This is a genomic window from Rhodoferax saidenbachensis (assembly GCF_031457975.1).
GTDB lineage: Bacteria > Pseudomonadota > Gammaproteobacteria > Burkholderiales > Burkholderiaceae_C > Allorhodoferax > Allorhodoferax saidenbachensis_A.
Window position 1 is genome coordinate 739,758 of sequence record NZ_JAVDXO010000002.1, and the last position, 12,291, is coordinate 752,048.

Genomic DNA, 12,291 nt, shown 5'->3' on the forward strand with positions numbered 1-12,291 from the left:
AAGGCTGCAAAACAGGCGTAGCAGCTCAGGCGGTGGCGGCGGGTTTGCGGCCGTAGTGTTGCACCAGCAGCGCCAACGCGCCGGCCACCACGCCCCAGAACGCCGAGCCTACGCCAGCAATGACCACGCCGCTGAGCGTAACCAGGAAGGTGATGAGGGCTGCTTCGCGGTTGGCATCGTCCTTGAGCGCGGCCGTCAGTGCGCCGCCAATGGTGCCCAACAGCGCCAGCCCCGCAATGGCGGCAACCAGCTCTTTGGGGAAGGCGGTGAGCACACCCGTGATGGCGGCGCCAAACAGGCCGATGACGATGTAGATGGCGCCGCAGGACACCGCCGCGGTGTAGCGCCGTGTAGGGTTGCTGTGGGCCTCAGGGCCCATGCAGATGGCAGCCGTGATGGCGCTGAGGTTGATGGCAAACGCACCAAACGGCGCCAACACCAGCGTGGCCAGCCCGGTGAGCGTGATGACCTTGGAGATGGGAATGCCTGCATCGCCACCCTGGGCCCTGCGGTCCGCATAGCCGGCAGCCTGGATGGCCGCCACGCCGGGCAAGTTTTGCGAAGCCATGGTGACCACGAACAGCGGTAAGGACAAGCTGACAAACGCCGCCAGCGAGAACTGGGGGTTGATGAAGACCGGCCATGTCAAGCCAAAAGCAATGTCAGCCCTTGTAAAACCTGCGCCAGCAGCTACAAAAACAATAGCGATCAGCAGCGTGAGTGGCACTGCATAGCGTGGCAGGAAGCGCTTGCCTAGCAAGTAGGTCACCACCATGGTGGCCACCAGCGGCAAGGCGGTTTGCGCGGCGCCAAAGCCCGACAAGCCAAAACGTGCCAGCACGCCGGCCAGCAAGGCCGAGGCCAGCGCCAGCGGGATGCGGTTCATCACGCGCTCAAACCAGCCGGTGGCGCCCACCAGCGTGATCAGCAGTGCGCACAGGATGAAGGCGCCCACGGCGTCCGCCATACTGAAGCCGCCGGCCAGACCGGCAGACGCCAGCACGGCCGCACCGGGCGTACTCCAGGCCACCATGACGGGCTTTTTGAGCCACAGCGAAGGCACTAGCGTGCACAAGCCCATGCCGATGCTCAGCGCCCACATCCAAGAAGCGGTGATCTCCGGCGTGGCACCAAAAGCCTGAGCCGCCTGAAAGACGATGGCCACCGAGCTGGTGAAGCCCACCAGCACGGCCACAAAACCGGCTGTGAAGGCCGAGAGACTCAGGTCTTTGAAAAATTGCATCAGGCTTCATCCGTTAGGGACAGAGCCACAGATCTGTCCCCAACCGTTTTAGATTTCGATTTTGGAGCCCAACTCCACCACGGAGTTGTTCGGCAGGTTCAGGAAGTCTGCCGCGGCGCTGGCATTGTGGTGCATTTGCGCAAACAGCTTCTCGCGCCAGGGCGCCATCCCCTCACCCAGCGTGGGTACCACGGTGTCGCGCGACAAGAAATAGCTGGTGGTCATGGCATTCATGTCACAGCCTCGACTCTTGATCTGCGCCAACGCCTTGGGCAGGTCGGGGTCGTTCTTAAAGCCGTAGTGAACCACCACCTGCCAACAGTCATGGCCCAGCGAGTCCATTTGCACACGCTTGTCCAACCCGATCCAAGGTACCTCGTGGTTCTTGACCGTGACGAACAAGTTGCTGCTGTGTAGTACCTTGTTGTGCTTGAGGTTGTGCAACAGAGCGTTAGGCACCGTTCCAACTTCAGCCGTCAAAAATACAGCCGTTCCGTCCACCCGCACAGGAGGACTGACAAACACGGCTTCCAGAAAACTAGGCAGATCCAAGGCATCTGAACGCAACTTGGAGTTCATCAACCGCCTACCGTCCTTCCACGTGGACATCACCACATACAGCCCGGCGGCCATGGCTAGCGGAAACCAACCGCCTTGCGCAATCTTCAGCGAATTGGATGCAAAAAATGCTGCATCAATCACAAAAAATACACCGGTCGCAGCGATGCAAAGAGGGAGTGGATAGCCCCAGCCATAGCGAATCACAAAGAAGGTCATCACCGTGGTAATGACCATGACCATGCTGACCGAGATCCCATAGGCGGCGGCCAAAGCGGTCGATGAACCGAAGAAGACCACCGCCGCAATCACGCCAGCCAGCAATGCCCAGTTGACGGCGGGGATATAGATCTGCCCCGTGTCCTTGATCGAGGTGTGCAAGATGGTCAACCGGGGCAAAAAGCCCAGTTGGATGGTTTGTTTGGTGGCCGAAAAAGCCCCCGTGATCAACGCTTGCGAGGCAATCACGGTGGCCGCCGTGGCCAACCCCACCATAGGGATCAGCGCCCAGTCCGGCATCATGTTGAAGAAAGGATTGGAAGCAGCTTGCGGGTCACCCAGCACCAATGCCCCTTGGCCCAAATAGTTCAGTATCAGCGATGGCATCACCAGACCGAACCAGGCGATCCGGATGGGCGTTTTTCCAAAATGCCCCATATCTGCGTACAGAGCTTCCGCCCCTGTCAGGCAAAGAAAGACAGCGCCTAACGTGATAAAAGCCAACGCGTAATGTTCGACAGAAAAACGGATGGCGTACAGAGGCGAGATGGCCATCAAGACACTGGGGGTTTGGGCAATTTGAACCGCACCAAATACGCCAATCGCCAAGAACCACACCACCGTCACAGGGCCAAAAAAACGCCCAATGTCGCCCGTACCGCGCCGTTGCACCAAAAACAAGCCCACCAGCACACCGAGTGAAATCGGCACTACATAAGGTTTTGCATTGGGGGTAATGGCCTCCAACCCCTCAACAGCAGACAACACCGAGATGGCTGGCGTGATGACACCATCTCCAAAAAACAGCGCGACGCCGAAGACTCCCAGAACCATCAAAAAACCACGCACTTTAGGCCGCGACTTGGTGGACAAGGATGCCAAGGCCAGCAATGCCATCAGACCGCCCTCCCCGTGATTGTCCGCACGCATGATCAGACCCACATACTTCACGGAAACGATGACGGTGAGTGCCCAAATAAACAGGGATAAGACACCCAGTACGTTGTCATGGGTGATAGGAACGTGTCCACTGATGAAGACTTCTTTGAAGGCATACAGCACGCTGGTGCCGATGTCGCCGTAGACCACGCCGATGGCGCCCAGAGTGAGCGCCGTAAGAGACGATTTTGATGCTGACACACATTGACCCGGCCGGCAGGCGCCGCCGGGTTCCATTCCGTTAGGGATCGCTATTTTGCTCCCGGCGCTTGGGGCCGCAAGGACGCAATCGCCAAATTCAACGGATTTTCAGCGCATGTTGCAGCGCAGCAACTGTTGCTCAAAATGGGTTGACGCGCCTCAGTCGTAGCGCTCCGCATCGGGGTCGGTGGCTTCCAGTTCGTAGCTGGCGGCCAGCATGGCCAGGCGGCCGATGACGCCGTACATATAGAAGCGATTGGGGGCGCTGGCACCGGGTTTGACGCCTGGCTGAGGTAAGTGCGTACTCTCGGCAAACGCCAATGGCACGTAGCTGGCACCCGGCGCGCTGAGGTTCTCGTCGATGCCGCGCTCGGCGTGCATGCGGTAGAAGCCGCCCACCACATAGCGGTCCATCATGTAGACCACGGGCTCGGCCACGGCGTCGTTGACACGCTCATTGGTCTGCACGCCCTCTTGCAGGATCAGTTCCAGCGGGTCCGGCGAAGCCTCCTGCCCGGCGCCCAGCTTGCGCAGCTTGGCGTCCAGGTCCTTGGTGTCACGCACGGTCAGGATGGCGTTGCCGCTGGTGCGGTTGTCCGCCTTGATGACGAGGAAGGGCTTTTCCTTGATGCCGTATTCCTTGTACTTCTTCTTCACCTTGGTCAGCATCGCGTCCACGCGCTGGTGCAATGCGTCAACGCCCTGGGACGTGCTCAGGTCGACCACGCCGTATTTGTCGAACATCGGGGTAATGAGCCAGGAATCCACGCCAATGAGCTTGCCAAAGCGCTTGGCCACCTCTTCGTAGCACTTAAAGTGGGCGCTCTTGCGCCGTGTGGTCCAACTGGCGTGCAGCGGGGGCAGCAGGTACTGCTCGTGCAGGTCTTCCAGAATGCCGGGCACACCGCTGCGCAGGTCGTTGTTCAGAAGGATGGTGCAGGGGTCAAAGTCCTTCACGCCCAGGCGGCCCTTGGTGCGGATCACGGGTTCCAGCGTGATCGTTTCGCCATTGGGCAGCTCGATGGTGGTGCTTTTCTTGATATCGGGGCTGATGGAGCCAATGCGCACATTCAGGCCTGCCATGTGGAAGATGCGGCGCAGCTGGGCCAGGTTGCTCATCTGGAAGGTGCTGCGCGCGTTGTTGTCGGGCACGATGAGCAGGTTGCGCGCCTCTGGGCAGATCTTCTCGATGGCGGCCTGCGCGGCCTGCACGGCCAACGGCAGCATGGCGGGGGTCAGGTTGGTCCAGCCACCGGGGAAAAAGTTGGTGTCCACCGGGGCTAGCTTGAAGCCAGCGTTGCGCACATCCACCGCGGTATAGAAGGGGGGCGTGTGTTCCATCCACTCCAGCCGGAACCAGCGCTCGATGGCGGGCATGGAATCCAGAACCCGTTGCTCGAGTTCATTGATGGGGCCCGTCAGGGCGGTAACGAGATGCGGAACCATACGACGCTTTCAAGAAGGATCCCCATTCTAGGGGTCGCCCCTAGGTGGTGAACCTTGCGCCGATTTCAAGTCCCCGGCCGCTGCCCATTGGCATTTAAGTGCGCACTTCGCCTTCGCCGAGCACCACGTACTTCAGCGAGGTCAGCCCCTCAATGCCCACCGGGCCGCGGGCGTGGAACTTGTCGGTGCTGATGCCGATTTCCGCGCCCAGCCCGTACTCAAAGCCATCGGCAAAGCGGGTGCTGGCGTTCACCATCACGCTGGCCGAATCCACCTCGCGCAGAAACTTCTGGGCGTGCACGTGGTTGGTGGTGAGGATGGCGTCCGTGTGGTGGCTGCTGTACTGGTTGATGTGGGCGATGGCCTCGTCCACGCCGGCCACTACCTTGACGCTTACGATGGGGGCGAGGTATTCCTCGTACCAGTCCTGCTCGGTGGCGGGCACCAGTTTTGCTCCTGAATTCGTAGCTGCTTGCGCAGGTTCTACGGGGGCTAGCGGCAGATTGGCCTTCAAGATGGCGAGCGCCTCGGGGTCGCAGCGCATTTCCACGCCCTTGGCAGCGTAGACCGCGCCGATCAGCGGCAAAAACGCGACCGCAGAACCGCGCGCCACCAGCAAGCCTTCGGCGGCGTTGCAGGGGCTGTACTTGTTGGTCTTGGCGTTATCCGCCACCTTGACCGCCATGGCGATGTCGCAGGGGTCGTCCACATACACATGGCAGTTGCCGTCCAGGTGCTTGATGACAGGCACCTTGGCGTCGCGGCTGATGCGCTCGATCAGGCCCTTGCCGCCGCGCGGGATGATCACATCCACATACTGCGGCATGGCGATGAGCTGGCCCACTACTTCGCGGTCGGTGGTCTGCACCAGTTGCACAGCGTCCGCGGGCAGACCGCTTTCCACCAGCGCCTGCTGCACCAGCTTGGCCAGCGCCTTGTTGGAGTCAATCGCCTCGGAGCCGCCGCGCAAAATGCAGGCATTGCCGCTCTTGATCGACAGGCTAGCCGCTTCAATGGTCACGTTGGGCCGGCTCTCGAAAATCATGCCGAACACGCCAATCGGCACCCGCATCTGCCCCACGCGGATGCCGCTGGGCTGCTGCTTCATGCCAATGATCTCGCCAATCACATCCGCCATGGCTGCCAGCTGCTCGCAGCCTTCCGCGCAGGTTTCCAACACCTTGGGCGTCAATTTCAGCCGGTCCACCATGGGCGCGGCCAAGCCGTTGGCTATGGCCCGCTCAATGTCCTTGGCGTTGTCCACCTGCAGCGCTGCCGTGTTCTCGCGCAGCAACCGGGCCAGTGTGCGAAGCGCTACGTTTTTAGTAGCTGCCGGCGCACGCGCCATGAGGGCGGAGGCCACTTTTGCTTGAGAACCCAGAGCCAGGGCGTAGTCGGTGGTATTGGACGCGTTCATGAGAGAGATTTTCGCAGATTGACCACCACTGCCCCTAAAACGGCAATTTAACCTTTGGACAAGCCTCGCAACCCAACACCCTGCAGACAGACCTTGGGCCTATCTGCAGGTCGACGCGCTTATTTGGCGGCAGTTTTGGATTCAGCGCAGGCCGACTGCAAAGCAAGCGCCAGTTTGTTTGCCACGTTATTGAAAGCGTAGTTCAAAGTAGTCAAATGCTCCGAAGTCGCGCCCCACATATTGGCTTTGCTACCCGAGGCGCGGAATTTCTGCACCTTGCGCTCTCCGCCTACCGGCGTAACACCAATATCCATGGCGACCATGCCATTAATGCGCATATTTCCAAACCATGTGTAGGACCTGATGAGTTCTAAATCAAGGTTAACCGCATCTGGCAAGGGTGAAGTGCTTTGCTGAACTCCGTACCCGTAGGCCTTCAAACTACTCAGTCCATTTCCAACCCACACATTCGGCGCTCCGGCAAGAATTGGAATATCTGCGCTGATGCTCTCTTGATTGGTACGTTGATCGGCAATGCTCACCACATTGAGCAAGCACGCACCAGGCAAAATTGTGGGAACGACATCCATGGCACTTGCGTCATAAACAAGGGCAAGTTTTTCAGGTTCGGCGGCCAGGGCAAATGTGAACGCCCCCGTAGCAAAGGCGGCAACAATGACGCGACGGACAGATATTGATTTCATAAAAATACTCCTGCCTGCGTTATTGAGGTACCGAATAGAGGAAACCATCTGCATTGCGCATGATGGTGCGATCTGCTTGGGTGTCCAGAACTGGTCCCGTGATCTTGAAGGTTCCCGGGGCATCCATGCTTGCCACGGTTAGAGATTTCGCCGGTGCACTCTCTGTGGAAGGTGCACTGATATCCATTCGAATCATTTTCGCAATTTGGTCTGCGGCTTGACTCACAGCCTTGCGATAGCGTTCTCCATTGTCTTTCGACCAAAGACCCAGCGCATCAGCACCAGAATTGCTCACAGCCGCCGATTGGTAGAAAAAATTGTTGGAGTAAACCGGCACGCTCTTCCCACCCTGCCAAAGGTCAACATGGGTTGACATATTCAGTCGGGAGAAATCCGGAGAAAAGGTGTATGTAGTCCCAATTTGCATGAACCCTTTGCCAGGCTGCAAAGCCGCCTTCTTGGCATCAAGAGCGGAGCCAACCAACGCCACGGCAGAACCTCGAACGGTATCCACATTGATTGCAAAGTCGCTCCCCAGGCCAGCGGACAATGCATTCACCAAGTGCTTGCGCACATCCACATCGTCCACAGAGGCATAGAAGGGCTCCAACGCCCCCTGGATAGTGTTTTGACGTCCTTTGGCAATATTCGAATCGATGAGCGCACCAATCAACCCCCCACCCATCGCAGCGCTCACGCCGCCAGCCTGCGCCCGCACGATGACCTCATCCTGAGGAACAAAAATATGGGCTTCTGTGCGTGAGAGCTCTTTCTTGGCATCGGCACTTAAAGCCGTACGGGTCGGCGCGGACGCACATGCACTCAAGAGCAGCACTACGCAGCCACCCATAAGCAGTCGTTTGAACATAAAAACACTCCCTTTCTGACGTTATGAATTTTGAATTGCACGGGATTGTACGTTTCGCAATCAGTGCTTACTTTTAGAAACCCCGGCCGCCAATAGTCGCCAAAACATAGTAGAGTGCCTCCCCATAAAAAGGGAGTTTCAACAATGAAGTCTTGCATTCGCGCGATCGGGTTGGGCATTGCCGCAGCATCCATCCTTCTGATTTCCGCTTGCGGCGGCGGCGGCGGTTCCGCCAGCACCACCAAAATCGGTGTCTTTTCCGACAGCCCCGTAGAGGGCCTGACTTACATCATTGGCTCGCGCACCGCGCAGACCAATGCGTCGGGCCAGTTCAGTTACGAAGAGGGACAGACCGTCACCTTCAAAGTCGGCGACATTGTTCTGGGCAGCGCCACCGCCAGCGCGTTCGTCTCTCCCATTTCCCTGGTCGGCGGCGCGACGGATGAGAACGACACCACCGTGGCGAACCTCGCCAAGTTCCTGCAAACGATTGACGACGACAACGATCCCAGCAACGGCATCAAGTTGACTCCTTCCATCCACAATGCAGCGCTGGGCCGAACCATCAATTTTGCGCAAACGGACGTCAACTATGACGCCGACGCTACCGTCGCCAATGCCTATACGGCACTGACAAGCGTCAGCAGCGCCGGGGTCCATGCGGGCGTCACCGCTGCCACGGCAAAGAACCACCTGCGCAATACCTTGTTCACCGCGCTTTCCGGCACCTACTCCGGCAGCTATTCGGGATCCCGCAGCGGCACCTTCAGCATCAGCATTTCGACTAGTGGCGTCATCACGGGCACCGGCATCGAAACTTCACCAGCTCCCGCCAGCTTTTCCGTCACCGGCACGGTATCCACAAGTGGCACCGCCAATTTTGCATCTGGCTCAGCAGGAATCGCCACTTTCACCGGATCCGTCAACGTGAGCACAGGCACGGTGTCGGGGAGCTGGACCTCGAACAGCGGCACCCGCACAGGCACCTATTCCGGCCACAAATAATCCCCCGGCATCAACAGCCATCCAACTGACTTCATCAACACCGAGGAACTGAAATAATGATCCGTCCTACCGCAATACTTTTGGCACTTTCACTGGCCGTTCTCGGCGGTTGCGCAAGCAATCCCCAAAAAGCAGCTACATCTAGTCCAACTATCAGCGTTCCCGCCTTGAAAGTAGAACTGGCTTGCGGAACGTGCCAAGTGCGTCCCAACGTGCCCGCATTGATCCAAGAGGGCTACAACACCGCAGCAGCGAATGCCGGCGCGAAAATCAGCCCGTCCTCAGAAGCTGTTCTGACTATCAAGGAATATTCTGAGCGCGGAGATGCAGCGAGATTTTGGGCAGGCGCGTTTGCGGGCAAAGATGAGATCAAGGCCACTGTGGTTGCCAAGGGCAAGCAGTTTGCCTTGGAAGACTACTACCGCAATGCTTGGCAAGGTATTGAGTCGTTGGCCCGAAAAATCGGTGCTGCGGCGTTCGATCAGCTCCAGTAAAAACGGAGAGGCCTCACCGCCTGAACGCCGGTGCTCCCGGTGTAGCCGCCCCCGCACACAGCCCACATAACTGCAGCGCCAGCCGGTGCAGCGCCTGCCAGCCTGTGGTGGGCCAGTCCGGTTGCTTGAGGCCTTTGACGATGCCGTCTACCAGGTGGGCGGACTGCAGCAGCTCGGCCAGCTTGGATTCGGAGAGCTTGGGCAGTACGCGCTCGAACAGGCGCTCTTTCACGCCCCAGATGCGGTTTTCGCGCAGGGCCATGGGCAGGGGGCGGCCCTGGGCCATGGCGTCTTTCACACGCTTGAGGGCGCGGATGTCTTCGGCCAGCGTGTAGTGCACCAGCACCTCGGCTTCGCCCTCGGCCTGCAGGCCGTCCAGCATGCGCTGCACCCGCACCGCCTGGCCAGCCAGCACCGCTTCACTGAGTTTGAACACGTCGTAGCGTGCCACGTTGAGCACGGCGCTTTCCACTTGCTCCAGCGTCAGCACGCCACCGTTGGCATCGGCTGGGAATAGCAGGGCCAGCTTCTGGATTTCCTGGTGCGCGGCCAACAGATTGCCTTCCACGCGGTCGGCAAAAAACTGCAGCGTGCGCTGGCCCACTTCGCCGGCTTCTACGCGCTGGCCCTGGGCACCCAAGCGTTGGGCAATCCACTGCGGCAGCGCGCCGCGCTCCACGGGGCTGACTTCTAGCGTAACGCCGTTGGCATCCAGGGCCGCAAACCAGGCCGTGGACTTGGTCATCTTGTCCAGGCGCGGCAGCATGACGATGGTGAGCGTGGAATCGTTGCCCTGGGCGCCTTCGGCCAGCTGCTGCAAGGCTACGCTGCCGTCCTTGCCGGGCTTGCCGCTGGGGATGCGGATTTCAACGATCTGTTTGTCGGCAAACAGGCTCAACGAGCCCCCGGCCGCCAGCACCTCGCTCCAGTCAAAGTGGGCTCCGGCCACGGTGTGCGAGGTGCGCTCGGTGTAGCCATTGGCACGGGCCTTGGCGCGGATGGCGTCCAACGCCTCTTGTTGCAGCAGCGGCTCGTCCCCATGCAAGGTGTACAGGCTTTTGAGCCCACGCTGCAGGTGGTTGCTGAGTTGATTCGCTGCGAGTTGCATAGGGGCCCAAGTTTAAGGCCCCACGCTTCACCTCACGCCGCCAACCCTAACGCGTTGGCTTGGGGCGCGAGCATGGAACACACCAGATCCGTCGCAGCCTGGGCGGTTTGACCGCCAAAGTCGCGCAGCGGGTTGTACTCCGTCAGTTCCAGTGCCACAAACTGCGGATCCTGGCTGCAACCGGCCAGCACCTGCAGGGCGTCGGCCAGGCGGATGCCCTGCTCCACCGGCGTGCCGGTGCCCGGCGCGTCGCGCGGGTCCAGGCCGTCCAGGTCAAAGCTGATGCCCCAACCCACAGTGCCAGCCTGCACGCGGGTGCGGGCCTCATCAAAGCAGGCGGCAAAGCCCCGCTCCAGCACCTCGGGCATGAACATCACGCGCACACCCAGGCTATCGAGCAGCGCCGTCTCGGCCGGCTCATAGCTGCGCGCGCCGATGATGACGAGGTGCTCAGGACGCAGCTTATGGCGCCAACCAAATAGATCTGTCATGCCCACCGAGCCATGGCCTAGCAGGGCCGCCACGGGCATGCCGTGCGGTGCCTGGCTGTCCGAGGTGTCGGGGGTGTGGGCGTCCAGGTGTGCATCGATCCAGACCAGGCCCAGGGCACCTTGCGGACGCAGGTGCTCGGCCACGGCGCTCCAGGTGCCCACGGCACAGGAATGGTCACCGCCCAACACCAGCGGTTGCTGGTTCTGGCGCAGCACCTGGGCTACCGTGCCAGCCAAGCGTTCAGAGAACCCTTCAATGGCGTTCAGCCGGCTCGTCGCCAGCATGGGCTGGGCGGTTACCGTGTCACCCCAGGTGACGGTGCGGCCGGTCGCCGCCAAGGCTTGCGCAATGCCATGCTCGCGCAGCGCAGCAGCGCCCCACTTGCAGCCGCCATCGCTGGCGCCCTCGCCCACCGCGGCGCCGACCAGGTGCAGAACAGCGTTGCTCATGCGGCTTTGCGCAGAACAGGGCGCGCTGCAGTGGCGCAGGCAAACAGGTCTTTGGGGTCCGGCAGGTCGGGCACCAGTTGCACGGTGCTGCCCACGCCCAGCGTTTGCGACAGGGCGTGCACATAGCGCAGGGCCGACAGGTCTTCCAGCGCAAACCCGACGGAATCAAACAGCGTGACCTGGGCGGCGTTATCGCGGCCTATGGTGCTACCGGCCAGCACCTGCCAGAGTGGATACGTCACAAAGTCGGCCGGCATTTGCTGCAGCTCGCCCTCGATGCGGGTTTGCGGCTCGAACTCCACAAACACCTTGGCGTGGTGCAGGATCTCGGCCTGCAGCTCGGTCTTGCCGGGGCAGTCGCCGCCCACGGCGTTCAGGTGCATGCCGGGCTCGACCATGTCGGCCGTCAGGATGGTGGCATTGGTCTTGTCAGCCGTCACCGTGGTCACGATGTCAGCGCCGCGCACGGCCTCGCGCGTGGAGGCGCAGCGCACGATGGTGAGGCTGCCGGCGTCGGTGTAAGGGCGCAGGTTGGACACCAGCTTGTCGGTGGCCTTGGGGTCCACATCGAACACGCGCAGCGTGGTGATGCCCAGTTGGGTCATGAAGGCAATCGCCTGGAATTCGCTCTGCGAGCCATTGCCGATCAGGGCCATGGTCTTGCTCTCGGGCCGTGCGAGCACTTTGGCGGCCATGGCGGAGGTGGCCGCGGTGCGCAGCGCGGTGGTGATGGTCAGCTCGCTGAGCAGCTCGGGGTAGCCGGTGGCCACATCGGCCAGCACGCCAAAGGCCATCACGGTGGACAGGCCTTGCAGCGGGTTTTTGGGATGGCCGTTGACGTACTTGAAGGCGTAGAGCGCGCTGTCGGACACGGGCATGAGCTCGATCACACCGTTGGTGCTGTGGTTGGCGGTGCGGGGGGATTTGTCAAAGTCTTCCCAGCGCAGAAAGTCTTCGCGGATGGTCTGGGCCATCTCGGACATCATGGGGGCCAGGCCGTGCTGCAGCACCAGTTGCTGCATGTCGTGGACGTCGATATAGCGGGTCATGTCGTGTCTCCTCAGGTGACCGGGAGAGGTGCGGAATCCGCAAACCCTGATGGGCCGCCCGGCATACCAAGAAGTTTAGGCGTGGGGCGGGCGCTGTAA

The 12,291-nt window shown here is 60.6% G+C and carries 11 protein-coding genes; 2 read left to right on the forward strand and 9 right to left on the reverse strand.

The window, feature by feature from the left end:
* Window positions 1-25 precede the first annotated feature (25 nt).
* The 6 genes from J2X15_RS07795 to J2X15_RS07820 all read right to left on the reverse strand — a co-directional run bounded on the left by J2X15_RS07795 (window position 26) and on the right by J2X15_RS07820 (window position 7,595).
* On the reverse strand, window positions 26-1,243 hold the full coding sequence (locus tag J2X15_RS07795; protein WP_310341115.1) for a benzoate/H(+) symporter BenE family transporter: 1,218 nt from the start codon (window positions 1,241-1,243) through the stop codon (window positions 26-28).
* A 48-nt stretch (window positions 1,244-1,291) separates the two neighbouring features.
* Window positions 1,292-3,160, reverse strand: a complete 1,869-nt coding sequence (locus tag J2X15_RS07800) for a potassium transporter Kup (protein ID WP_310341119.1) — start codon at window positions 3,158-3,160, stop codon at window positions 1,292-1,294.
* A 159-nt stretch (window positions 3,161-3,319) separates the two neighbouring features.
* A complete protein-coding gene (gshA, locus tag J2X15_RS07805) occupies window positions 3,320-4,606 on the reverse strand; it encodes a glutamate--cysteine ligase (protein ID WP_310341122.1) in 1,287 nt (428 codons plus the stop codon).
* A 94-nt stretch (window positions 4,607-4,700) separates the two neighbouring features.
* Window positions 4,701-6,023, reverse strand: a complete 1,323-nt coding sequence (locus tag J2X15_RS07810; RefSeq protein WP_310341125.1) for a glutamate-5-semialdehyde dehydrogenase — start codon at window positions 6,021-6,023, stop codon at window positions 4,701-4,703.
* 119 nt (window positions 6,024-6,142) lie between these two features.
* Window positions 6,143-6,727, reverse strand: coding sequence for a hypothetical protein (locus tag J2X15_RS07815; protein WP_310341128.1), 585 nt, complete (start codon window positions 6,725-6,727; stop codon window positions 6,143-6,145).
* A gap of 19 nt (window positions 6,728-6,746) precedes the next feature.
* A complete protein-coding gene (locus tag J2X15_RS07820) occupies window positions 6,747-7,595 on the reverse strand; it encodes a hypothetical protein (protein ID WP_310341131.1) in 849 nt (282 codons plus the stop codon).
* A 144-nt stretch (window positions 7,596-7,739) separates the two neighbouring features.
* Between J2X15_RS07820 and J2X15_RS07825 the strand changes: the two genes are divergently transcribed.
* Together J2X15_RS07825 and J2X15_RS07830 are read left to right on the forward strand one after the other, a co-directional pair.
* The gene (locus J2X15_RS07825; protein ID WP_310341132.1) at window positions 7,740-8,600 is read left to right on the forward strand and encodes a hypothetical protein; all 861 of its coding nucleotides are present in this window, start codon (window positions 7,740-7,742) and stop codon (window positions 8,598-8,600) included.
* A gap of 56 nt (window positions 8,601-8,656) precedes the next feature.
* A complete protein-coding gene (locus tag J2X15_RS07830; RefSeq protein ID WP_310341133.1) occupies window positions 8,657-9,094 on the forward strand; it encodes a hypothetical protein in 438 nt (145 codons plus the stop codon).
* A 13-nt stretch (window positions 9,095-9,107) separates the two neighbouring features.
* On the opposite strand, the gene holA is transcribed toward J2X15_RS07830, so the two are convergent.
* The 3 genes from holA to J2X15_RS07845 are packed head-to-tail and all read right to left on the reverse strand — an operon-like array spanning window position 9,108 to window position 12,192.
* The gene (holA, locus tag J2X15_RS07835) at window positions 9,108-10,202 is read right to left on the reverse strand and encodes a DNA polymerase III subunit delta (RefSeq protein ID WP_310341135.1); all 1,095 of its coding nucleotides are present in this window, start codon (window positions 10,200-10,202) and stop codon (window positions 9,108-9,110) included.
* Window positions 10,203-10,234: 32 nt separating this feature from the next.
* Window positions 10,235-11,143 carry an arginase gene (locus J2X15_RS07840; protein ID WP_310341137.1) on the reverse strand — a complete coding sequence of 303 codons (909 nt, stop codon included), beginning with the start codon at window positions 11,141-11,143 and terminating at the stop codon, window positions 10,235-10,237.
* Window positions 11,140-12,192: an ornithine cyclodeaminase gene (locus tag J2X15_RS07845; RefSeq protein WP_310341140.1), complete on the reverse strand. Its 1,053-nt coding sequence runs from the start codon at window positions 12,190-12,192 to the stop codon at window positions 11,140-11,142. The genes J2X15_RS07840 and J2X15_RS07845 overlap by 4 nt, the downstream gene beginning before the upstream one ends.
* Between the last annotated feature and the right edge of the window lie 99 nt (window positions 12,193-12,291).